General features: G+C 71.3%; 11 protein-coding genes. 7 read left to right on the forward strand and 4 right to left on the reverse strand.

The window, feature by feature from the left end; translation table 11 throughout:
• Nucleotides 1–41 precede the first annotated feature (41 nt).
• The 4 genes from ACWDR4_RS36805 to ACWDR4_RS36820 are packed head-to-tail and all read left to right on the forward strand — an operon-like array spanning nt 42 to nt 9,058.
• Entirely contained in the window at nt 42–1,607 is a 1,566-nt protein-coding gene (locus ACWDR4_RS36805; protein ID WP_450414936.1) for a PD-(D/E)XK nuclease family protein, read from the forward strand.
• The gene (locus ACWDR4_RS36810; protein WP_450414938.1) at nt 1,604–2,749 is read left to right on the forward strand and encodes a pPIWI_RE_Y domain-containing protein; all 1,146 of its coding nucleotides are present in this window, start codon (nt 1,604–1,606) and stop codon (nt 2,747–2,749) included. The genes ACWDR4_RS36805 and ACWDR4_RS36810 overlap by 4 nt, the downstream gene beginning before the upstream one ends.
• Nucleotides 2,742–6,254 (forward strand): pPIWI_RE_Z domain-containing protein, encoded by a 3,513-nt coding sequence (locus ACWDR4_RS36815; RefSeq protein WP_450414939.1) that lies wholly within the window; start codon nt 2,742–2,744, stop codon nt 6,252–6,254. Before ACWDR4_RS36810 ends, ACWDR4_RS36815 begins: the two co-directional genes overlap by 8 nt.
• 32 nt (nt 6,255–6,286) lie before the next feature.
• Nucleotides 6,287–9,058, forward strand: coding sequence for a pPIWI_RE module domain-containing protein (locus ACWDR4_RS36820; protein WP_450414941.1), 2,772 nt, complete (start codon nt 6,287–6,289; stop codon nt 9,056–9,058).
• Between the two features lie 337 nt (nt 9,059–9,395).
• On the opposite strand, the gene ACWDR4_RS36825 is transcribed toward ACWDR4_RS36820, so the two are convergent.
• Together ACWDR4_RS36825 and ACWDR4_RS36830 are read right to left on the reverse strand one after the other, a co-directional pair.
• On the reverse strand, nt 9,396–10,451 hold the full coding sequence (locus ACWDR4_RS36825) for a LacI family DNA-binding transcriptional regulator (RefSeq protein ID WP_450414943.1): 1,056 nt from the start codon (nt 10,449–10,451) through the stop codon (nt 9,396–9,398).
• Nucleotides 10,452–10,568: 117 nt separating this feature from the next.
• The gene (locus ACWDR4_RS36830; RefSeq protein ID WP_450414945.1) at nt 10,569–13,073 is read right to left on the reverse strand and encodes a glycoside hydrolase family 2 TIM barrel-domain containing protein; all 2,505 of its coding nucleotides are present in this window, start codon (nt 13,071–13,073) and stop codon (nt 10,569–10,571) included.
• 328 nt (nt 13,074–13,401) lie between these two features.
• Here ACWDR4_RS36830 and ACWDR4_RS36835 point away from each other — a divergent pair, with 328 nt between their 5' ends.
• The 3 genes from ACWDR4_RS36835 (at nt 13,402) to ACWDR4_RS36845 (ending at nt 21,583) form a co-directional block, all read left to right on the forward strand.
• Nucleotides 13,402–18,924 carry a glutamate synthase-related protein gene (locus tag ACWDR4_RS36835; protein ID WP_450414946.1) on the forward strand — a complete coding sequence of 1,841 codons (5,523 nt, stop codon included), beginning with the start codon at nt 13,402–13,404 and terminating at the stop codon, nt 18,922–18,924.
• A gap of 5 nt (nt 18,925–18,929) precedes the next feature.
• A complete protein-coding gene (locus ACWDR4_RS36840) occupies nt 18,930–20,669 on the forward strand; it encodes a diflavin oxidoreductase (RefSeq protein ID WP_450414999.1) in 1,740 nt (579 codons plus the stop codon).
• A gap of 68 nt (nt 20,670–20,737) precedes the next feature.
• Nucleotides 20,738–21,583, forward strand: a complete 846-nt coding sequence (locus ACWDR4_RS36845; RefSeq protein WP_450414948.1) for a hypothetical protein — start codon at nt 20,738–20,740, stop codon at nt 21,581–21,583.
• Between the two features lie 126 nt (nt 21,584–21,709).
• On the opposite strand, the gene ACWDR4_RS36850 is transcribed toward ACWDR4_RS36845, so the two are convergent.
• Together ACWDR4_RS36850 and ACWDR4_RS36855 are read right to left on the reverse strand one after the other, a co-directional pair.
• Complete coding sequence (locus ACWDR4_RS36850) at nt 21,710–23,116, reverse strand: alpha/beta hydrolase (RefSeq protein ID WP_450414949.1); 1,407 nt, start codon at nt 23,114–23,116, stop codon at nt 21,710–21,712.
• A gap of 96 nt (nt 23,117–23,212) precedes the next feature.
• On the reverse strand, nt 23,213–23,974 hold the full coding sequence (locus ACWDR4_RS36855) for an SDR family NAD(P)-dependent oxidoreductase (RefSeq protein WP_450414951.1): 762 nt from the start codon (nt 23,972–23,974) through the stop codon (nt 23,213–23,215).
• Nucleotides 23,975–24,048: the final 74 nt, after the last annotated feature.

Here is a 24,048-nt window from a genome sequence, read left to right on the forward strand (position 1 = left end):
TTCTTTTTCCTTCTTTCGTCCGTACAGAAATGGAGCAGAGAATGTCACAGCCGTGGCTGCCCCCCGACGGGCTGACCCGCACCTCCGAAGTCATCACGGTATCCGCCGGAATGTTCAAGGGAGGAGAATTCCGGTGCCCCGCCGCCGATGCCCTCAAGACCCGCGGCTACCACACCGCCGACCCCGTACCGCGCCGCCGCGAGCGGTTGGAGCACTTCGCTCTCGGCCCCTTCATGGCCGCCTGCGACGCCCGCTTCCGGCCTTCCGACAGCGCACCCCGGACACGTACCGCGCTCCCGCACGACGGCCTGAGGAATTGGTCGGACCATGGCGTGAAGATGTACGAGGCGGCCTTCCCCGTCGACCCGGAACGCCCCCTGGACGAGGTCCCCGAGCCGTGGACGTACCGCTACCGGCCGTCCGGCCCCGACTCGCGGAACGCCCAGGAGTACCGCTTCACCGTGTGGGGCCGCTGCCTGGCCTCCGCCGACGGTGCCTACCGTGAACTCCGTCTGCCCGTGCACCGCCTGAACCGGGAGCTGCCGCCCGACGGGTTCGTCGCCGCCGTCGCCCTGGTGCTGGCCGAGGGCACCCCCGGGCCGCGGCCGGAGCATGTACGGATCGTGGAGTTCGCGCTGTTCGACGGCCGTACGCGGGAGCTCTTCGCCGGCAGCCGGGAGCAGGCGCTCGCCCGGTACCGCGAGCACGGCCCCGACGCCCTGGCCGGCGTACTGGACGGACGGGAATACCGCCCCGGCTCCGCCTGCGGCGGATGTCCCTACCTGTCGGTCTGCCCGGCGCTGCGCGCGGCGCCGGGACTGCTGGGCATCGAGTCGCCGAACCGGCCCCGCCGCACATGGTCGGTGACCAACGGGCGCAACTACCGGGCCTGCCCGGCCCGCGACCACATGCGTCGGCTGCACCTGCCCACGGCGGACTCCGTCGAGCGCGAGGTGACGGCCGAGCGTGGTCGGGCCCTGCACGCCTACCTCGCCGACCGGCACGGCCACGGATCGCCTCGACCGTGCACGGTCGAGGTTCCCGAGGAGTGGGTGCCGGACGGATTCGACCTGCCCGATCACGAACGTACGCTCGGGGCACTCCTGTTGCGGCGCCACGCCGTGGTCTGCCCGCTGCGGTGCGTCGGGGACGGGACGGATGTGCGGACCGAGCCCCGGGTGGTGCGGCACGACACCGTCGCCGACGTGGTGGTGATCGCCGCACCCGACCTGCTCTACCGGGACGCCGGCTCATGGGTATGGCGCGAGACCAAGACCTCCGCCATCGACCGGCGGTCCAACCGCCCCCTGCTGGAGCTCTACCCCCAACTGGCCCTGGCGGTCGTGCTGATCGGCCGCGGTGACCTGGGCGGCGCTCCGTCCCGTGCCCGGGTCGAGCTTGAGGTGCTGCGCCCCGGCGGTGCCGACCTCGAGATCATCGACCCCTTCGCCTCCGCCAACCGGACCGCGGCTGAGGGAATCCTGCGGACGATGGTGGCCGACTGGCACCGGGACGACCGCTACACGGCCGTGCCCGGACGCTCCTGCCAGCGGTGCGAAGTGGCCCGCTGGTGCTCGGTGTCTGCCGCCACCGAGGCCGCGGCATGAGGGCGGGCGCGGCCCGCCGGGCCGACCGGCCGGACACCAGGGGGGAGTCTGAGGGCGCGGGCAGCGAACTCTTCCGCGAGCTTGCCCGCATGGTGGTTGCCCTCGCCGAGGTTCAGGGTCTGCGCTCGTTCGCCCTGCCCTATCCCGGCCTCGCCCAGCGTGCGCTGGACCGCACGGTGATGCACTGCCTCGACGCCGGGGAGGAACCGCCGAAAAGCCTTCCGGAGCTGTGGGAGTGGTGCCGGACCAAGCCGGCGGACGATCCGCTCTTCGCGGTTCCCGCCTCCCTGGTCACCCCGGGCGCGACGCTGGTACACCCGGTCGGCCGGATGCCGACGCGGTCGTGCCTCGAAGTCGCCTCGTACGGGCCGGACGGGGGCGTGGCGGCGCAGGCCCGCGCGCTTCTGGGTGACCTGGAAGCGCGGTGCGGAACGGGCGAGCGCTACCGGCAGTGTCGGAGCTTCCTGGCCCGCCACGCGGTGGTCCACCAGCAGGACCGCTTCGGGCCCGGCTGGAGCAAGGCCGTCTGGAGCCGCATCAAGGACCTCTACGGGCCGCTGCCCGAATCCCTGCTTGTCGACGGCGACTTCCTGCGCTGTCCCTCGTGCGGGCTCCCCGCGCTGCCCAGGGACCGGGCCGTGCCCGTACCCGGGCCGTCCGCCACCGACGCGGACATCTGGTGCGAGGGGGAGGAATGCCCGCGCGACGACCCTCCGGAACTGATCCGCGATCCGGAACAGACGTGGATCCTGCGGCGTCCACTGCGGACGTTCCTCGCACTGCCGCATCGGACCGAAGAGGCCGCCCTGGACGTGCTGGATCGCGCCGGGATCAGCCATGAGCCCCTGTCGGGGCCTCTGTCCGCCTACCGGTTGAGGGACGCCGGTCCCGCGATCGTCGACATCCAGGTGTACGACCGCCTTCAGCCGGCCCTCCTCGCCGCGCATCTCACCGACAGCGCGCCCCTCGCGGACCGCACCCTCGTCGTGGTCCCGGACGCGCTCGCCGGACGGGACGGCTATCGGGAGGCCTTCACCGACGCCCTTCCCGCGCTTCTGCGGGACCGGCTGGTGCTCACCACACCCGTGGACCTCGGGCCCGACCTGGGTCGGGCCCGGAAAGAGGAGAAGGACGATGCGTAGCATCACCCCGCCGCTGACCGACGTACTCCGCGCCCTCAAGGCATTCCTTGGGCCAGCCGTCCGCAAGGCCGCCCTGGAAGACCTCTGCCAGGTGGAACTCGGCCTGTACCTCCAGCAGAAGCTGATGCCGGGCAGCCCCGCGGGCAGTGCCTGGGTATTGTTCAGCGGATACGGGTTCGCCGAGGCACACGGCGCGCAGCTGCCGCCGGACACCGCGCGGACGCTGCGTGTCGCCCGGTACTCGCTGTGGACACTGCGCAGGGGCCGTACCTGGCGCGAGGCGCTGGAGAGCTACCAGCTGTTCGACCCCAGAGTGCGCGGCTACGACGTACCGGACACCGAGTCGCCCGCCACCCGCCGCGAACTCTCCGTCGCCGGAGACCGCTTCCCCGTCTACGAGCAACTGCTGCGTGTCGCACCGCCGCTGGCGGGCAAACGCATGCCGGTCGCGGGCCAGGGCCCGCACGCCTTCCCCGTCAGCCGCACCCTGGCCGTCGTTGACCTGCCGTCCGTCCCCCACACCCCCCTCGTCGCCCACGACATGGACCTGGAACCGGCCGGCGGCGGAGAGCCTCTGGTCTTCACCAGGAAGGGCCTGGAGCGCACCGCAGCGGACATGGACGCCATGCACGCCCGCGCCGGCGAGGGAAGGCCGCCGCGCTGGCTGGAGCGGCTGCGGGCCTTCGACCTGTCCGCCAAGGAGAACGGCACGTTCCACAAGGCCGGCAAGGACGAGGACTTCTCGTTCACGGTCGACGGGATCCAGCACCTGCTCGGCATCGTCGGCGCGGGCAAGAGCACGCTGCGCGACATCATCGCCGTCCATCTCGCCAAGCTCGGCAAGCGCACCACCATCGTGGTCACCGACGTCGCGGAGGTGCTGAAGCTCGTCCGGCTCTACGGTCTGTACACCGACGGCGCCGCCGCACCCGTGCTCGGGTCCTCCGGCCGGGAGCGGCACGCCCAGCGGCTGCACCGCCGGCTGGCGGGCCGGGGCGAACACCGGCTGCTCGCCCATGACGACCCCGCCTTCGCCTACCTTGGGACCTCCTGCGTGCTCAACGTGAGGCGGCAGGGCGCCACTTCGTCCACCGAGCCGCTCGCCTTCGGCGAGGCACCCTGCTCCCGGCTCCGGCCACCGTCGGACCCGAGGCGCGACAAGGGTGGCGGTCGGGCCTCCGAATGGCAGAGGAGCGCGACGAGCTGCCCGTACTGGCCCGCCTGCCCCCGGTACCACGGAGCCCGCACCCTGGTCGGCGCCCTGATCTGGGTGGCCACACCGGCCGGACTGATCGACGCCTCACCGCCCCGCCCCCAGAACGGCGAGCGCATCCGCTACCTCGAACTCGCCTGCCGCCGCAGCGACCTCGTGATCATCGACGAGGCCGACCGTGTGCAGATGCAGTTCGACCAGACCTTCGCACCCGCCGTCGTCCTCGCCAGCGACGAGGACAAGGGCCTCATCGACCAGCTGAGCCGGCACAAGATCCGGGAACTCGCGGCCAGCGGGCGCACCCAGCTCTCCGAACGGGACGTGGAGACCTTCGCCGCCGCCCTCAACACCGCCGGATCGGCCACCGACCGGCTGTACGCGATGCTCGTCGCCAGGTATGACCTGCGCAGGTGGGTGCGGACGGGCTACTTCAGCGCCTGGACGCTGCAGCTCGGACTGCTCGACGAGCGCTACGAACTCCCCGACGGCAGCGGGCCGGAACACCGGAACCACACCCCGAGACAGGCTCTCGGCAAGCTTCTGGACGCCTTTCGGGACAACCCCTTCGGCGACCGCCGCCGCAGGACGGAGGAGGACTTCAGCGAGCTGACCGCCCTCCTCAACGAACTCCTCCACACCGGGAACCCGGAGAACACCCGGCGCCACCTGGCCGAGGTCATGGACGAGGTCTTCCACATCGACCCGCGGTACATGGCCGCCCGGCAGCAGACGTACAAGGAGGAGTACGACGAGTGGCAGCGCGCGGAGGAGGAACGGCAGAAGGGGCGAGGCCGCCGCCGGAAGCCCAAGCCAGCGCCCCAGACACCTGAGCAGTGGCACAGGGAGCTCGCCGAACGCTTCGAGTTCACGCTGCTGCTCAGCGCCCTGGAACCCCGGCTCGCCATGATCAACGCCATGTGGCCCCGCGTCGAGGCCGCCCTCAGCCTGGGCTACAACACGATGTACCGTCGGCCGCTCGACTACGGCCCGATGGTGCCCGAGGCCCCGATGGGCAACGTACTCGGCTTCCAGTTCCGGGTCCCGGGCGAGGACAAGGGCGGAGTCCGCAGCGGCGAGCTGACCTTCTTCCGCTGCAGCGGCGTCGGACGTGAACTGCTGCGCGCCATGCCCCACCTCGCCTCCGTCGACGGCAGGCCCGGCGCCCATCTGCTGCTCATGTCCGGCAGCAGTTGGGCGGGCGCGTCCAGCCGCTACCACGTCTGCGTCCCGGTCGGCGTGATCATCGAGCCGCCGGCCGAGGTGACCGAACGCATCGCGAACGAGAGCCTGATGCGCTTCGAGTTTATCGACGACGGCGACGAGAAGCTGCGCCTGTCGGGAACCCACCCGGACGACCGCCCCGAGAAGCTGCGCCGCATCGCCACCCACCTCGGCGCCGGGGAGTACGACGCCCCCGAAGGAGGCCCGCTGGAGCGCGAGCTGCTCTCCCTTCGCCCGGGGAAGCGCGACCAGATCCTCCTGCTGGTCGGCAGCTACGCCGAGGCGCGCATCGTGGCCGACACCCTCCACAACCTCAACTCCCGTTGGCGCGACAGCGTGCTGTGCCTGGTCTCGGACGACGAGGAGATCGCCCCGGAGGACGAGGCGCCGTCCGCCTACCGTGCCCGGTCACTGCGCCGGGGCGACGTCGAACACCTGAAGGACCTCGACGCGAACATCCTCGTGGCGCCCCTGCTGGCCGTGGAGCGAGGCCACAACATTCTCAACGACGACGACGAGGCGGCCATCGGCACGGTCTACTTCCTGGCACGGCCCAATCCGCACCCCGAGGACCTGTCCCTGGCCGTCCACGCCGTCAACGACTGGATCGTCCGCGCCGTCACCGGCGGTGACTTCGACACCTGGGTACGGGGACAGGCCACCGTCGAGGAAGGTGCCGACGAGGTCCGCCGCCTCGCCCGTTCACGCTGGTACCAGGTCCTCGCCCGCTCGATGGCGTGGAGCCGCCTCGACGACGAGGTGAGGGAGCAGGTCACCTGGGACATGCTGGTCCTGATGTGGCAGGTGATCGGGCGGCTGGTGCGCGGCGGTGTACCGGCCCGGGTGGTCTTCGTCGACGCCGCCTTCGCCCCGAACCGCGGGGCCGTACCACCGCAGGCCGACACCCCCAAGTCCAGCCTGCTGCACAGCGTCCTCGACGTGCTGGACCCGTACTTCGAGGGCGACACGAAGAGCGCGGAGGAGCAGTTCATCGCCCACGCCCTGTACGAACCTCTCCGGCGCATGCTCACCCGTCTGCTCGCCCCTGCTCCCGACCCGGCCCACCCGTAAGCGCCGAACTCCGGCTTCCAGGAGGCAATTTCGTGTATCACACCATTCGCAACGCGGCCTACGAACCCGACCCGATCCATGGACCGTGGCGGGAGGAGATGAGTGTGCTGCGGCTCGGCGAGGAGTTGCACACCGAGCTCACCAGGATGCACGCCGAGGCCGACCAGGCCTCCGTCCGCCCCGATCGGCTCCCCGTACGCAGGCTCAACTCGCTGCTCCAGGCGATGGCCCCCGGCGTCATCGCGACCGGCCGCAATGCCGGAACGGACGGTCGCCTGCCGTGGCTCTACGCACGGGAAGCCGTCCCGCCGGAGGTGCTGGCCCCGGTGATTGGCACCTGGGCGGCGGGCATGTACCGGGAGGAGGACGACACCGAGGGCGCCGATCTGGAGGAGAGGCTCCGCTCCGACGACCCGGCCGAGGCCGTCCAACTGCCACATTGGGAGACCGAATCGGTCGACCTCACCGAGACCGTGACCTCGGCGGGCGGAACAGCCGAACCCACCGCACGGCTCTACGGCCTGCTGCCCGAGTGGGTCGCCTTCCGGCTGGCCGCCCGGACGTTCCGCACCGGAGGCACCACACTCCACTTCCGCGTCGAGAGCTCGGGCAACGGCGCGCGACTCGTCTCCTGGCCGCCACAGCGGTACGAGCGCCGCGGGCAGACCTGGTACTACTCGGCCTGCCTCAACATCACCGTCCACACCGTGCCGTTCGCCCCACGGTTCCGCGTCCATGTGTCCGCCCAGGTACGCCGGTGGGCCACCCAGCTGGACGTGCGCCCCCACCAGCTCGGCGGCACGACCGTTCTGCTCGACGCTCCCCTGCCATGGCCGGGAGGGCCGGACCGGGGCCACCGGTTGATGGTGAACACCCTCGGCTACGACCGGCGGCTGAAGGAACTGGCCTGGCGCCACCACAGCCCCGCACCGCTCCTGCCCGAGCTGGACATCGTACGCAACTACCCGCAGCCCGAGGCGCTCTTCTCCCATCCGGAACGCTGGATCAACGGGTCCGGGGACGTGGCCGCCGGCATCGTCTACCACCCGTCGATCGGCCCGCATGAGGTTGGACCGGGGCTGATGGCACGGGAGCGGGCGGATCTGGACGCCTGGGTCGAGGAAGGGCTGCGCCCCATGCTGACCAGGGTCCCCGACCTCACACGAGTTACCCGGAGTAACACCCCCTCATTGCTGCCTCGTTCGGGAGCCGGACATGGTCCGGGCGTCCGGGACACGCAGCTGGCCCTGCAGCGGCGGGCGGCGTTGGCACGCGCACTCAACGGCCGTCCCCTGGAGATCGACGTCTTCTGGCAGTCCCCGGAAACCCGTGCCGCCCTGCTCGCGGAACTGCCGAAGCTCATCGGCTTCCCTCCCGGGGAGAGCGTGGGGCCGGCCGACGACGACACCTGGCGGTGGCGGGGCGAGGGGATCGAGATCCGCGTACGAGCCTGGCCCGCGGGGCCCCTGGCTGACGCCCTGCCGGTCTCCCGGGAGCGCAGGCGCTCCAGGGCCGTCCGGCTGGCCGAAGCCGTCGAAGGGCGCTGCCGGCTTGTGGCGGACCGCGTGGTTCCGCGACCCGACGCGGCCGGAATTGTGATCACGGAGATCGCCGGCAAGGAGCGCTTCGCCGCCGTCCCCGACTCCGACCCCAAGCATGCGCTGCGCATCGCCTGGGCGCGGCAGGGCCAGCTGAGCCAGTTCGTCAACCTGCCCGACGACACCGACAGCGGCCTGGAGCACCGGGCCAAGTGGACCTGGCTGGACGCCTTTCGGCAGCTCGGCGCGATCAGTCCGCCCGCCCATCGAGTGGGGGCCGGAGTTCCCGGCGAGCTCCAGTACGTGGCGCTCTGGCTCGTACGCCACACCAGGAAGGGGCCCACGCGGCGCCCCGTCCATCGGCTTGTCGCGGTGCGGGTCCGCCCCGGGGACGATGGACCGGGCGTCATCGAGGGGTGGGACGCCGAGCGCGCCGAATGGGTGCCGTACCCGAAGCTGTTGCTGCTGCTCTCCCAGGCAGTGGAACCAGTGGCGGAGACGGGGAAGGAGACTGATACGGGTGGCCCTGGCGACGGCGTGACCGCCAGGGGCGGGCACCGGCCCGGTGCCCGCCCGGGTGTGGAGCAGCACAGGCAGCGGGAGGCCGAGCGGCAGATCCGCGCGCTGCTCTTCCAGCTCCGCGGTCGCCCGACCCTCGTGCTGGCGGACGCAGGCAATCTGCGCCAGTGCTGGTCTCGCCTGCGCAACGGCGAGCTGGACCGCGACATGCTCGGCTTCGGCACCGAACCAGCCCAGCGCCACACGCTCTACGGTGACGACCTGCGGGTGGTGCTCGTACGGGACGCCAACGCGCGGGAGGAAGTGGCGGAGTGGTACGCCCACGACGCCAAGGGCAGCGTCGGCTTCGCCGAGGGCGTGTGGGGGACGGCGGAGACGGAGAGCCGTGTCTTCGCGAGTACGGCCCCGAAGCCGCACACAGTGGCGAAACTACCGAAGGGCCTCATGAAGCTGGCGCCCACGGCACAGGGCCGGACAGCACCCGGGAAGACTGCCTGGAACCCCGGGCAGCTGGAGATCACCGTGCTCGGCTGCCTGTCGGAGAAGGCGCTGGCGGACTCGGGGCGTGAAGGGGACCTGCCTGACCGGCCGGCGGAGTGGGCGACGCTCACGCACCAGCTGCGCTACCAAGACGACTACCCGCCGCTCGCCCGGCCCCTCCCGCTGCACTTGGCGCGCCTCGCCGGCGAGTACGTGCTTCCGGTGGCCGGAATGAAGGAGGAGGGGAGCATGTCATCCGCTCCATGAGCGAGGCGCCGCCTGCATGGGGGTCCCAACGATCGACGCTGATAGGAATCCGTGTTCCCTCGTGTGAGTGCCAGAGGCTGAATCTGACCACGGTTGACGGCGTCTGGTGCACTCCTTGCTGGGATCACCGCGCGCCATTGTCTTCTCCGCCGTGACGCTCTGCGCGCCCGGTGGCCACGGACGGAGACGAGAGATTACACCTGACCTGCGGTTTTCTCTGAGCTCACGGGGTGACATGATTCCGATGACGCATCGTGTGGAGTGCGTGGCGGTGCTGGACCCGGTGGCCAAGGGTTCCTGACCCGCTGTAGTGCCGTCAGGAACAGTGAAGGCCCGCTCAGCGCGGCGTGTCGGCACCGCCCCCCGTCGACTCCCGCGCGATCACCACCATGTCGGTAGTGGTGTCCCGTGGCGGAAGTGGGCGGCCGTCCGCCTCGTGGAGGGCGAGGGCGGCGAAGTGGCGGCTGAGGCTGACGATGTCGATTCGTACGCTGGAGATGGACGGGACGAACAGGGCGGCCAGGGGGGTGTCGTCGTGGCCGATCACCGCCAGGTCTGCGGGGACGGACATGCCCGCCCGGATCGCCGCGCTCACCACGGCCGCCGCGCTGTCGTCGTTGTACGCGGCGACAGCGGTGATGCCCTGGGCGCGCCAATGGCGGACCGCCTCGTGGGCGGAGCCGTCGCGGTGGTCCGCCGGGCGGACGTCGAGCGGGGCGAGGCCGAGTCGGGCGGCGGCCTGCTGGGCCGTGTGTACGCGGTGGTCGAGCAGGGACGTGTGGGGGTCGGCGGGGGCCGCGAAGGCGATCCGGCGATGGCCCTGTTCGTGCAGGTGATCGATCTGCAGGGCGGTTCCCGCGGCGAGCGCGGGCCAGTCGTCCAGTGTCGTCGGGTGCTCGGGGGCGGGGACGATCCTGGTGATGCCGGCGGCGCGCATCGAGGCCAACTCGTCGGCGTCGAAGGGGCTGAATCCGAGGACGACGTCCGGGGTGAGCAGTTCCCACAGGGGGCGTGCCCGGCCTGCGGCGTACCGCGTGCAGGTGACCAGGGAATACCCGGCCTCGTCCAGCGCGAGCGCGGCCTCGTCCAGGTGCTGTTGCATGGGGAGACCGGCCGCCCAGTCCGGCAGGACGAACAGGATCACCTTGCTGCTGCCGCGCCGCAGCGTCTGCGCCGCCCGATGCGGGCGGTAGCCCATGCGCGCCGCCTCGGAGAGCACTCGTCGGCGGGTGGTCTCCGGGATCGTCTGTCCCGGGGTGTCGTTCAGGACGAATCCCACGGTTGCCCGCGAGAGGCCCAGCGACCGGGCCACGTCCGCCGCCGTGACCCGCTTCCGCCCCGTCGCACTCACAGTGCCTCTCCGCTCTTCCTTCTCTTCATTCTTCTCGCTCACGAGTCGTTTTTGTCGCGCGCCGTGTTTCCTCACGCATGCTACTTGCACGTGCTATCCGGAGTGTTACCAGGTGACGGGCACCTCGTAGACGTGGGGGAGGAGAATCCCGAGGCGGGTCTACTCCACGGTGACGACCACGTCGACCGGGGCGCACTCCGGTGCCGTGGCCGTCAGGTGGATCTTGCCGGGGCCGGTCGGGCGGAGGACGGCGAGTGCGCGGCCCTCGTAGGTGCGGCGTTCGTGCGCGTCGAAGCGTTCCTCGGAGGCCGGGTCGGCGCTGCCGAAGCCCAACAGGACGCCCGTGCCGGTGACTTCGAGGCGTACGGGGCGGTCGGTCGCGGTGTGGAGGGTGCTGTTCGGGTCGGTCAGGGTGAGGGTGACGTACGTGAGGTCGCCGCCCTTCGTGGTGATGGCCGGGCGGTCGGCTGTTGCGCGCAGTTCTATCGGGCCGGTCGCGGAGCGGAGGGTGTGGCGGCCGGTCTCGGTGCCGTCGCGGTAGGTGATCGCGAGGAGTTCGCCGGGTTCGTACGTCGTGTCGAACTCGGTGCGGAAGCGGTGGTCCTCGCCCACCGGACGGCGTCCCAACGAGCTTCCGTTGACGAGGAGTTCGACCTCGTCGGCGTCGCCGTAGACCTCGATCGTGATCGGGTTGCCTTCGGAGCCGGGCCAGGTCCAGGAGGCGAGGCTGTCGCTCCAGGCCCAGGGTGTGCCCGCCCAGGTCTTACCGTGGTGTTCGGGGCGTCGGACCGCGATGTAGGGCTGGGTGCGCAGGCCGAAGACGATCTCGCGGTAGTAGGAGGCGGGTCGGCGGTGTCCGGTGATGTCGAGGTCGCCGCAGTCCGCGACCAGGTAGGGGTAGGGCGCGGTGTGGGCGGGGCGGGGTGCGTCGGGGGTGAGGTACTGGGGGCGGCCGATGCCGACCTCGCCGAGGTAGTCCCAGCCGGTCCAGGTGAAGTCGCCTATGACGTGGCCGTGTTGCCTGACCAGGCGCCAGTTGCCGTCGATGCGGGTGGGGAAGGTTTCGGTGCCGAGGATGATCCGGTTCGGGAAGAGGTCCTTGTCGAGGGTGTAGCGGGCCTCGGCGTAGTTCATGCCGGCGACGTCGAGCACGGCGAAGGACTCGGCCGTCTTCTCGGTGACGAGGCCGGAGGCGCTGATCGCGTTCATCATGTCGCCCGCGTCGGCCATCAGGGTGTTGATGCCCTTCTCCTCGCTCTCGCCTGCGCCGACCTCCTGTTCTCCCTCCTGTTCTGCTCTCTGTTCTGCCTTCTGCTGTGACTGGCCGCGCAGCTTGCCCAGTTCGGACATGACGGCCAACATGCCGTTCACCGCGTTGGTGACATAGCGCGTGTCGTCCAACGCACGGACCTTCTCGGCGAGTTTGCGTCCCCAGGCGGCGCCGAGGGGCGAGCCGGTCTCGGGGATCTCGTTGCCGATCGAGTACATGATGACGCTGGGGTGGTTGACGTCCTTGGCGACCATCGCCTCGATGTCGCGTTCCCACCACTCCGGGAAGTTCAGGCTGTAGTCGAACTCGCTCTTGCCGGAGGTCCAGACGTCGAACGCCTCGTCCACCACCAGCATGCCGAGGCGGTCGCAGGCGTCCAGCATCGCCTTGCTCATGGGGTTGTGGGACATACGGATCGCGTTGAACCCGGCGTCCTTGAGGAGTTGGACGCGGCGTTCCTCGGCGCGGGCGAAGGTGGCCGCGCCCAGGACGCCGTTGTCGTGGTGGACGCAGGCGCCGCGCAGTTTGACCGTCCCGCCGTTGATCCGCAGTCCGTGCTCGGGGTCGAGTCGCAGGGAGCGGATGCCGAAGGTGACCGTCTCGGCGTCGACCTCGGCGTCGGAGTCCTTGAGGGTCACGGTGGTGGTGTAGAGGGCGGGCGTGTCCGGGCTCCACAGCAACGGGCCGTGGACGTACAGGCGTTGGCGTGCCGTGGCGGGCTCGCCCGGCAGCACCGTGATCTTCGAGGTGTCGCGCGCGACGGTGCTTCCGTCGGCGTCGCGGATCTCCGTGACGACATCGACCGTACGGATCGCGATCGAGTCGTTCTCGACCAGCGTCGCGACCTCCACCACCGCCCGCCGCGCGTCGATGTCCGGGGTGGTGACCCGGAGTCCGTCGGGCGCGATCCGGACCACTTCGCCGACCAGCAGCCAGGTGTCGCGGTAGATGCCCGCGCCGGTGTACCAGCGCGAGTCACGGTGGGCGCGGGCCTCGACGCGGATCTCGTTGGCGCTGTCGTCGCCGTAGCGCAGGAAACGGTCGGCGTCGATGCGGAAGCGCGAGTATCCGAACGGGCGTTGCCCGGCGTAGTCCCCGTTGACGAACACCACGGCATCGCGGTAGACGCCCTCGAACTCGACAAGGATCCGCTTGCCCCGGTGTTCCTCGGGGACGGCGAAGGTCTTGCGGTACTCGTACACACCGCCCGGGAAGTAGGCGCCCGCGCCGCCCTCCATCGTGACCTCACCGCCCGGGGCCGCGCGCTCCCGCTCGATCATCGCGTCGTGCGGCAGCGTCACCGGCCGGAAGGGGACCTTCGTTCCGGACAGTTCGGCGAAGGGGTTCACCTTGGGGCGGGTCTGCCAGCCGTCGTTGAAGGGCGTACGGATCATGTGGGCTCCATGGGGTGCGTGCGGGGAGTTCGGTGCAGGCCGGTGATCACCGTAACTTGCACGTGCTAGTAACGGTAGCGGGTGTGAGCTGCGAGATAGGGCTGGGGCGGAGTGTGGGATACGGTGCCGCAGGGCATATGTGCAGAACACGCCCTTGCGATGGAAGTTAGGTAACCCTTACCGTACCTACTTGCATCATCCAGGGACTCGGCCGTCACCCCGGTCGGCCCGCGGCGAGCGCTTCACCGACGCAGCCTGGCCGTCCTCCCCCAGCGCCTTAAGGGCCTGGAAGGTACCCGCAGCCGGAACCCGCTCATAGGACCCGCACTTGAACCAGCCCGCCTTCGGTCTGTACGACCCTGCCCGCGACCACAGTGACTGCGGCGTCGGCTTCATCACCCGCCTCGACGGGACGCCCAGCCACGACGTCATCCGCAAGGGCGACGAAGCGCTCCGCGCCATCCCGCACCGTGGCGGCGCGTCCGCCGAGGGCGTCGGCGACGGCGCGGGCGTGAGCATCGACCTGTCGGCGGAGTTCTTCGGCGCGATCACCGGCGAGACCCTGCGCGCCGGACACTTCGGCGTCGCCAACTGCTTCGTGCCGACCGACACGGCACGGCGCGACGCCGCGGTCGACCTCGTCGGACGGTGCATCGCCGAGCAGGGCTTCGAGGTCGTGCTGGTCCGGGACGTTCCCGTCGACCACTCCGTCGCCCGGCCCGCCGCCGAGCAGTACCAACTCCCCGTCGTGCAGTGGGTGTTCCGGGCCCCGGACGAGTGGCGGCGCGCCGACGTCGACACCGCCGCCAACCGCGCCCTGCTCGCCGTAGAAGCCGTCGCCTACGCCGACGACACGGACCGGTACGCCGGGCTGTACGTGCTGTCGCTGAGCGCGCGGACGCAGGTGCTCAAGGGGCGGCTGAACTCCGGCGAGGTCATCCCCTACTTCTGCGACCTCCTCGACCCCCGGCACTCCGTGCGGTCGCTGTACTTCCACACCCGGTTCTCCACGAACACCGAACCGCACCCGACCATGGCGCAGCCGTTCCGGCTCATGGCGCACAACGGCGAGCTGAACACCGACCGCAAGAACCGGCTGTCCGACGAAGCCCTCGCGCGGGCCCGGACCCGCAGCATCGTGCGCCCGCCCGGGCAGTCCGACTCCAGCCGGCTCGACCAGACCCTCCAGAGCCGGGTCTTCGACGACGGCCTGGACCTCGTCGAGGCCGTCGTGACGCTCATGCCGCCCGCCTGGGAGAACGACCGCACCCTGCCCGACGGTGTGCGGGACATGCTGGAGTACTTCTCCCTGTACGAGGAGAAGAACGACGGCCCCGCCGCCCTCATCTTCAGCGACGGGGACGTCGTCGGTGCGCGCCTTGACCGGCTCGGGCTCCGTCCTCTGCGTACCGTCGAGACCGCCGAGTACCTGATGGTGGCTTCGGAGGCCGGGCAGGTCGCGTTCCCCGACGACGAGGTCGTGCACCGGGGCCGTATCGAGGCCGGCGGCATGCTCGTCGTCGACCACCGGACCGGCCGCCGGATGCGTACCCGCGAGGTGCTGGACGCGCTCGCCGCGCGCCGCCCGTACAGCGAACTGCTCGACGCGGCCCGGGTGAACCTCGACGACCTGCCCGCCCCCGACTACTACCGGGGCACGACCACGCTCGGCTACGACGGCGACCTGTCCCTCGCGGGCCGGTACGTGGCGTACGCGCTGAACCAGGAGAGCTTCCGGTTCATGCTCGACCCGATGCTCAACACCGGGTCCGAGCGGATCTCCGCCATGGGCTACGGCAACGCCATCAACGCGCTCAGCGACACCGAGGGCGGCATGGCGAAGTACTTCTCGCAGCGCTTCGCCCAGGTCACGAACCCGCCGCTGGACAGCATCCGTGAGGCCGACGGCATGAGCATGCGGGTCGCCCTCGGCCCCAAGCCCGACGGCACGGGCAGCGTCGGCGACCGTCAGCTCGTCGTCTCCTCGCCCGTGCTCGGGCATCTCGACATGGTCCGGCTGCGCGACCAGCGGATCGTGCCGCTGGAGCGGTTCCCCATGCTCTACGAGCCGGTGGTCGCGGACGAGACGGCGAACGCCGACGCCCTCCGGGCCGCGCTCGCGCGACTCTGCGACGACGTCGAGCGGTTCGCCTCGGAAGGGGGCGGCATCGCCGTCCTCACCGACCGGGCCGTCTCCTCCACGCGCGCCCCGCTGCCGGTGATCCTCGCCGTCGCGGCCGTCAACCAGCGGCTCATCGAGACCGGGCTGCGGCTGCGCGTCTCGATGGTGGCGGAGAGCGGCCAGCTGGCCTCCTCCCATCACGTCGCGACCGCGCTCGGCTTCGGCGCCTCCGCCGTCTACAGCCTCAGCGCACGGCTGCGCGCCGAGGAGAAGTTCCCGAGCGCGCCCGCCCCCGCCGGTGAGATCACCGAGACCGACCGGGCGCTCGCCAAGTTCCGCAAGGCGGCCGAGAAGTCCCTCGCCAAGACCATGGGCCGCGTCGGGCTGTGCACCGCCGAGAGCTACATCGGCGGCGAGTTCTTCGAGCCGAACTACCTCGACACCCGCGACGACGTCTTCGCGCGGACCTTCCCGCACATGGACGCCCCGGTCGGCGGCGTCGGCTTCGCCCGGATCGCCCAGGCCGCGACGGACTGGCACGAGCGGGCCCGGACCGTGGAGACCGAGGGCCAGGTCCCGCTGCTCGGCCTGTTCAAGGAGCGGTCGGACGGCGCCGGGCACTCCTTCGGCGTCACGGCCGTACGCGGCTTCGGCGACATGGTCGAGGAACGCCCCGAGTTCGGCCGCGAGAGCGACCCGGAGGCACTGCGTCTCCTCACGCTCGGCCAGCTCGACGACGCGTTCGGCATCACCGACGCCGCGTACCGCAACACCGGGTACGACGCCCTCAGCGACGCCGAGATCGACGCGTTCCGGATCACACCCGGGTACCGCGCCTTCCTGCGCACGACGCACGAGGAGCGCTCCCGCCGCCCGGCCGCCCTGCGTGACGTGCTCGCGCTGCCCGCCGACCTCACCGGACTCCGTACCCCGGAGGACTTCGCGCGCGAGCTGGGCCGCTTCTCGGCGACCGGCAACGCGAGCGTCACGGTCCGGGGCGTGGTCGCCTCCGTCACCGAACAGGGCACCGTCCATCTGCGCCTCACCTCCCCGGGCCCCGACGCCGCCGAGCGCCACGCCGCCCTCGCCGCAGGGCTCGGACACCTGGGCGAGGTCACCACCCTCGCCGTGGGCGCCGACGGCATCGAGGTCGCCGCCACCGGCACCGCCGCCCACCTCCTCACCCTTCTCGACGGCGCCCCCGACAGCGTCCCGCTCGACGAGGTCCAGCCCGCGCACGAGATCACCCGCTCCCTCGCCTCCGGCGCGATGAGCCACGGCGCGCTCGTGGCGACCGCGCACGAGGCCGTCGCGCACGGCACGAACATGGTCGGCGCGATGTCGAACAGCGGCGAGGGCGGCGAGCACCACACCCGGTACGGCACCATCAGGGGCTCCCGGATCAAGCAGTTCGCGTCCGGCCGGTTCGGCATCTGGGCGGGCTATCTCGCCGACCCGATGCTCCAGGAACTGGAGATCAAGATCGGGCAGGGCGCGAAGCCGGGCGAGGGCGGTCAGCTGCCCGCGCCGAAGGTGACCGTCGACATCGCGGCAGCGCGCGGTGGCACCCCGGGCATCGAACTGATCTCCCCGCCCCCGCACCACGACACGTACTCCATCGAGGACCTCGCGCAGCTCATCCACGACTGCAAGGCCGCCCGCGTCCGGGTCATCGTCAAGCTGGTCTCCTCGGAGGGCATCGGCACCATCGCGGTCGGTGTCGCCAAGGCCGGCGCGGACGTCATCAACGTCGCCGGGAACACCGGCGGCACGGGCGCCGCCGCCGTCACCAGCCTCAAGTACGCCGGACGCTCGGCGGAGATCGGCGTCGCCGAGGTCCACCAGGCGCTCGTCGCCAACGGGCTCCGCCAGAAGGTCGTCCTGCGCTGCTCCGGCGCACACCAGACCGGCGGCGACGTCGTCACCTCGGCACTCCTCGGCGGCGACAGCTTCGAGTTCGGTACGACCGCGCTGATGATGCTCGGCTGCGTCATGGCGAAGAACTGCAACGTGAAGTGCCCGGCCGGCCTCACCACCAACTCCGAGGCCTTCGAGGGCGACCCGCGCGCACTCGCCCAGTACCTCCTCAACATCGCGCACGACGTCCGCCAGATCCTCGCCCGGCTGGGACTGCGGTCGCTGCGCGAGGCGCGAGGCCGTACGGATCTGCTCCAACTCCTCGACCACCCGGCGAGCGTCGGGCGCCTGGACGTCCGTCGCCTGCTCGCGCACGTGCCCGAGAAGGTCGTGGCCGACCCGGAGTACCTGGAGAAGGACTTCACCACCGACGACGCCCTCATCGAGCGGGTGCGTGCCGCGCTCCTCGACCGGCGCGAGCCGTCCCTGCTCGTCGAGGGCATCCACCTCGGCAACAGCGACAAGTCGGTCGGCGGCCAGCTCTCCATCGACGTCGAGCGGCTCCTCAACCACGAGAGCCACGGGTTCGACGACGCCGTACCCGCCGTCACGACCGACGACCGCGGCCGTCGCCGCCTCGTCGACGGCGCCGTCCGCATCCGCACCACCGGCTCCGCCGGACAGTCGTACGGCGTGTTCTGCAACGACGGCATCACCCTCGAACACACCGGCACCGCCAACGACGGCGTCGGCAAGAGCCAGAGCGGCGGCCGGATCGTCGTCCGCGCCCCGGGCGGCGGCAGCGCCGAACCCGGCGGCAACGTGCTCATCGGGAACTTCGCGCTGTTCGGCGCGACCGGCGGCCGTACGTTCGTGCAGGGGGAGGCCGGTGACCGTTTCGCCGTGCGCAACTCCGGTGCGACGGCGGTCGTCGAGGGCGTCGGCGACTTCGGCTGCGAGTACATGACCGGCGGTACGGTCCTCAACCTCGGCGGCTTCGGCAAGGGCCTCGGCAACGGCATGAGCGGCGGGTTCCTCTACCAGTACGATCCCTCCGGCGGCCTCCGCGACCGGGTGAGCGCCGACTCGCTGCTGGTGTTCCCGGTGACCGACACCGCGCGTGGCGCCTTCCACGAGGAGGCCGTACGGCTGCTGCTGGCCTGGCACGTGGAGGCCACCGGCTCCGAGCTGGCCGCCCGGCTGCTGCACGACTGGGACACCGAACGGCAGCACATGTACTGCGGGATGCCCCGCGCGCTGCTCCTCTACCAGGACTCCACCGAGATCCTCGCCGCGGCGACCCGGGGCGAACTCCTCGACGAGCTGGCGACCTCCATCGCGACGGACAAGCTCCGCGCGTTCAAGGTCGACTACCGCGACCGCCGTACCGTCCTCGGCGGCCGGGCCCCGGCCTTCGGCGACCAGGGCAGCGACGACATGTTCTCGCTGCTGTCGTCGTACACCGTGCTCGGTGTCGCGCAGGACCTCGCGCTCCAGCGGGTGCCCGGCGCGACCGGCCCGGACGACCCGAAGGTCGCGGCGGCCGTCCGGAATCTCATTCTCACCGAGGACTTCTTCGTGAAGCAGCGGGTCGTGAAGTACCTGCGCGGCACGCTGGACCGCTTCGACGACGGCGAACTCGCCACCCTCATCGCGATCAAGCGCCTCGACGACTACAAGCGCGCCCTGAAGCAGCGCAACAACCTCAGCGTGGACGCGCCCGGCACCTACGGCTGGATCGTCCACCAGACCACCAAGAACGCAGGCCGCGTCCGCGCCGCCCGGTTCGACGAGCTGCTGGCCACGGCCGCGCTCGACGACATCGCCGGCCGCCGTGTCCCGCAGGCCCCGACCGAGACGGTGACCGCGTGACCCTCATGCCCCCGACCGGGTCTCTCATCCCGGTGGACGCACCGTTCTCCGCCGCCCAGGAGTCCTGGCTCGCCGGGTTCATCGCCGGGATAGCGGCGGCCGGACGCCGGGCCGACGCGGCGGGTGACGCGCCCGCCGCGACGATCGACGTCCTGTTCGGCACCCAGACCGGCAACGCCGAGTTCGTGGCCGACGAACTCGCCGCCGGAACCCGGGCCCGTGGCCTGGGCGCGCGGACCGCCGCGCTCGACGCCGTCACGCCTGAGCAACTCGCCACGATGTCCCACGTACTTGTCGTCGTCTCGACGTACGGCGAGGGCGAACTCCCCGACAACGCCGGGCTGTTCTGGGAGGCCCTCCAGTCCGACACGGCACCGAGGCTCGAAGGTACGCGGTACGCGGTCCTCGGCCTCGGCGACCGTGGCTACGACGACTTCTGCCAGGCCGCGAAGCTCATCGACACCCGCCTGGAGCAGCTCGGGGCCGGCCGGGTGCACGAACGCGTGGACTGCGACGTCGACTTCGAGGAGCCGGCGGCTGCCTGGACGGGCGCGGTCCTGGACCGCCTGGTCGCGGAGACCGGCGCGAGCGGCACGAGCGGTACGACCGGCGCGAGTACGCCCGCGGCGACACCGGCCCGCGTCCGCTCCCCCTGGAACAAGCGCACCCCCTACCCCTCCCGGCTCACGGTGAACCGGCTCCTCTCCTCGCCCCGCAGCGCGAAGGAGATCCGGCACTACGAGTTCGACCTCGGCGACAGCGGCATCACGTACGAGGCGGGCGACGCGCTGGCCGTCGTACCGCTGAACGACGACGTCCTCGTGGGCACGCTGCTCGATCACCTCGGCGCGAGCGGAGACGCGGAGGTCGCCCAACTCCTGCGCGCCGAACGGGAGATCCGTACCCCGTCGAAGGAGCTGATCGCCGACCTCGTCGAGCGGGCGCCGTCGAGCGAGCTGGCCGCGGTCGTCGCGCACGGCGACCGGTCCGACCTCGACTCCTGGCTCTGGGGCCGGGATGTGCTCGACCTGCTCCAGGACGCCGGTTCCGCCGCCCCGGACCTCGCCGAACTCCTGCCGCTGCTACGGCCGTTGCAGGCCCGCCAGTACTCGATCGCGTCGAGCCCGCTCGCCCACGCGGACCGGGTCCACCTCACGATCGCGTCCGTCCGGTACGGCACCGGGCAGCGGACGTACGGGGGAGTGGCATCGACGTACCTCGCGGACCGCATCGCCGAGGACACGTCCGTCGGCATCTACGTCCAGCCGAACGCCTCCTTCGGCGTCCCGGCCGACGACGACGCCCCGATGGTCATGATCGGCCCCGGCACGGGCATCGCGCCGTTCCGCGGCTTCCTGCACGAGCGGGCCGCGCGGGGTGCCGCCGGGCGCAACTGGCTGTTCTTCGGCGACCAGCACCGCGACACCGACTTCGTGTACGAGGACGAGCTGACCGACCTGCGACAGCGCGGCGTGCTCAGCGAACTGGACCTCGCGTTCTCGCGCGACCAGGCCGAGAAGATCTACGTCCAGACACGCATGCGGGAGCGGTCGCGCGAGCTGTACGGCTGGCTGGAGGACGGCGCGCACGTCTACGTCTGCGGCGACGCCTCCCGCATGGCGAAGGACGTCGAGACGGCCCTGCTGGGCGTCATCGCCGAGCAGCGCGGACGCGGTGACGACGACGCGGCGGAGTACCTGGCCGACCTGCGCCGGGCGAAGCGCTACGTACGGGACGTGTACTGACCATGACGGATCAGCACGGCGACCGGCGTTGCGCGTTGGAAGGGTGCTGTTCCCGGCGGAACAGCAGTGTGCGGCTGATCGACGCGCGGATGCGGGAGCTGGCCCGGTGCCTGACGCTCTTCCAGTACGTCCAGGCGGTCACCGGAGGGCCGGTCGCGCGGATCGACCAGGCCGGGAGTTACGCCGAACCGAGCCTGCGCGGTGACGCGTTCGCCGTCCGGCCGGGCTCGATCGCGCTGCGCCTCGACGCGGACGGTGTCGCCTCGGCGGTGGTCGAACGGGACGAGAGCACCGGGTCGGTGGCCGTCCACCTGATCGACGGGGAGGGCCGGACCGCGCACCAGGGGCGGCTGCTGTCGGAGGGGGACCGGCTGCTGGTCGGGCTCGCCCGCACGGTCGAGGCGGGGGTGGTGGCTGTGGCCGGGGCGTCCGCCGTACCCGAGGTGCCCTCGTGGGAGCACGGCGATCAGCTCGCGCAGCTCGACGCGGTGCTTGCGGACGGTGGGGTTGCCCGGCGTTCCGCGTTCGACCGGTATCGCGGTGAGCACCGGGCGATCGACGTCGATGTGATCCCCTCCGTGCTCGACCATGTGTGCTCGGTCGGGCTGCCGATCGGGGTCGCCGTGTTCGCCCCGGCGGTCATGCAGGCGTGCGGGGGGCGGGTTCATGTGACTGACCGGACCGTGGGTGGGCGGGTGTTCGCGGCGGTTGCGGAGAGTTCGGTGGAGATCGACCTCGCGGGTGTGCGGGAGTGTCACCTTGTTCGGTCTTCGGGGGCGTACGGCCCGACCTCGGCGTTGGAGTTGGACGACGAGGGCGGGCGGTGCGTTGCCGTTGTCACGCAGTTCGGGATGGTCGGGGTGGATGTGTACGAGGCGTGGGAGCAGCTTGCTGTGTCGTTGCCTGACGCGTAGCGCTCCGCTGGTTGGGCGGTTGTTGGCTGCGGGTCCGGTGGGGGCTGGTCGCGCAGTTCCCCGCGCCCCTGTCGGGGGCGCTGTCGCGCCACCCGACTTCCCTCTTTCAGCCGCCCGTTCCCTCCTTCAGTGGCCCGCCAGTCTCCCCAGGAACTTCGCCAGTGTGCCCGTCAGGGTGTTGTGCGCCGGGGGCGCGAAGAGCGGGTCCAGGTGGTTCATGCCCTCGTCGGTCTCGTAAACGCCGTACGGGATGCGGGAGTTGGACACCACCCTGCGGGCCGCCTCCTCCACCGTGCCCTTGGCGTAGCTCGTGCCGAAGGCGTACAGGGGTACGTCGAGGTGGGCGGCGTGGTGGAGGCGTAGGTCCAGGGAACGGGTGAGGGGGGAGTCGGTGTACGCGTCCGTGACGTCGAGGTCGATGGAGAGGCGGGCCGGCCAGTACCACTCCCACACGGCCGGCACCGGACCGGCGTACGACTCCGCGACCCGGGCGATCGGGGTGATCCCGGTGTCGACCCAGCCGCGTACGTCCCCGCTGTCGGCGAGGTGTCCGGAGTGCACGGTGATGGCGTTCGGCCAGCCGAAGCCCGCGTCGACCAGGAAGCCCAGCAGGCCCGCGTTGGTGACCGGGTACGGCAGGCGCAGGGCGTCGGGCAGGCGGGGCTGGAGGACCGAGGGGCCGGCGGGGTCGTGGAGGGCGTAGTGGCCGGCGAGCTGGTACCAGATCTGGGTGCTCTCGGCGCGGCTGCCCAGGCCCACCCCGCTCAGGGTCAGGTCGAACACCGCCCCGGCGTCGACGGCCGCAAGCCGCTCCCGTACCTGCTCCGGTGAGTCGGCGACCGGGTCGCCCGTGCCGTCGAACGCCCCGAGCACACCGCCGTCGACGACCACCAGAGCGGCCAGGTCCCGGTATCCGGGGCAGCCGTCGAAGTCCCAGGCCGCGTACGCCAGCGCGGTCGTCGCTCCCCAGGAGTGCCCGCCGAGCACCACGCGCCTGCCGCCCCGGCCCGCCGCCCGGACGACGGTCCGCAGGTCCGCGAGGGTCAGGGACAGGCCCCAGTGCGCGGCGAAGGGGGAGGCGGCCGGGTCTTGGGTGCGGTAGTGGTCGTCCAGGTAGTAGGCGAGGGGGTCCGGGCCCGTGAAGCCTGTGTGGTCGGCGAGGTTCTCCTCCCGCCGGTCCAGGGCCCACACCTGTGTTCCGGGCACGGCCGCGACCAGGTCACGGGCCAGCAGCCGGAAGTCGTTCGCGGCGCCGAACATGCCGGGCACCAGTACGAGGACGGTGCCCGCCGTGTCGGGGCCGACCTTGAGGACATGGACCCGGTCGGTCCCGGCGGGGCCGCCCCCGGCGCCCACGGCGATGGGTATGTAGGGCTCCGGGCCGACGGTCCCGACGGTTCCTTGTCCGGTGGCGCCCGGTGCACGTCCTGCGGCGAGTGCGGATCCGGCCCCCGTGCCGGCCGCGGCCGAGGCCAGTGCCAGACCGCCGATCATTCCGCCCAGCACCGTACGGCGCGGCAGACGGCTCGTCATCTCACGTACCTCCAGGGAGAGTTGGTCGCGACCAGCTTCCCCCACTCCCTTGAGGTCTCAAGCACCAGGGTGTGCCTGCCTGGTGAACGTCTGCCGTCAGACGGCGGACCAGCCGTTGTCGACGGCCAGGATCACGCCGTTGATGTTGCTGGCCGCGTCCGAGGCGAGGAACACGATCGCGGCGGCCTGCTCCTCGGGCTCGGCCACCCGGCCGACGTTGCCCATGTACGGGCCGAGCGTCTGCGGCCCGTGGGCCTCCCGGTCGATCTGCGGGACCATGCCGGTCCGCGTGCCGCCCGGGGCGATGGCGTTGGCGCGGATGCCCTGGTTCCGGTACATCACGGCGAGGGACTTCGTGAGGCCCACGATGCCGTGCTTGGACACCGTGTACGCGGTCCCCGAGGCGCTGCCGCGCAGGCCCGCCTCGGAGGCGGTGCTCACGACGGCGCCTCTGCCCGCCTTGATCATGTGCGGCAGGACAGCCCGGGTGAGCAGGAACGGGGCGGTCAGGTTGATCCGGATGACCCGCTCCCACTCCGCGTCGCTCACGTCCGCCGCCGCCGACATGCTGTCCATGATCGCCGCGTTGTTCACCAGCGCGTCCACCCCGCCGAACCGCTCCACCGTCGTGGCGACCACCTGGTCGACGACGGCCGGCTCGCTCAGGTCGCCGATCACGGCCACCGCCGTGCCGCCGGCCTCCTCGACCTCCTTGACGGTCGTGGCGGCGCCGTCGGCGTTGAGGTCGGCCACCACGACGCGGGCGCCCTCCGTCGCGAAGGCCAGCGCGGTGGCCCGGCCGATGCCCGAACCGGCGCCGGTGACGATGACGCTGCGGCCGTTGAGTCCAGTGACCATGACGTGCTCCAGGGGTGGTGCGTGATGCGTGAAGGGTGCAACGGAGGTGCTGCGGTGCCACCGTACGACTTAAT

Source organism: Streptomyces sp. NPDC000878, assembly GCF_053599695.1.

Bases quoted from the DNA above. Each gene is read 5' to 3' on its own strand.
- ACWDR4_RS36805 (WP_450414936.1), top strand. From the start codon at position 42: ATGTCACAGCCGTGGCTGCCCCCCGACGGGCTGACCCGCACCTCCGAA.
- ACWDR4_RS36810 (WP_450414938.1), top strand. From the start codon at position 1,604: ATGAGGGCGGGCGCGGCCCGCCGGGCCGACCGGCCGGACACCAGGGGG.
- ACWDR4_RS36815 (WP_450414939.1), top strand. From the start codon at position 2,742: ATGCGTAGCATCACCCCGCCGCTGACCGACGTACTCCGCGCCCTCAAG.
- ACWDR4_RS36830 (WP_450414945.1), bottom strand. From the start codon at position 13,073: ATGATCCGTACGCCCTTCAACGACGGCTGGCAGACCCGCCCCAAGGTG.
- ACWDR4_RS36840 (WP_450414999.1), top strand. From the start codon at position 18,930: ATGCCCCCGACCGGGTCTCTCATCCCGGTGGACGCACCGTTCTCCGCC.
- ACWDR4_RS36850 (WP_450414949.1), bottom strand. From the start codon at position 23,116: ATGACGAGCCGTCTGCCGCGCCGTACGGTGCTGGGCGGAATGATCGGC.
- ACWDR4_RS36855 (WP_450414951.1), bottom strand. From the start codon at position 23,974: ATGGTCACTGGACTCAACGGCCGCAGCGTCATCGTCACCGGCGCCGGT.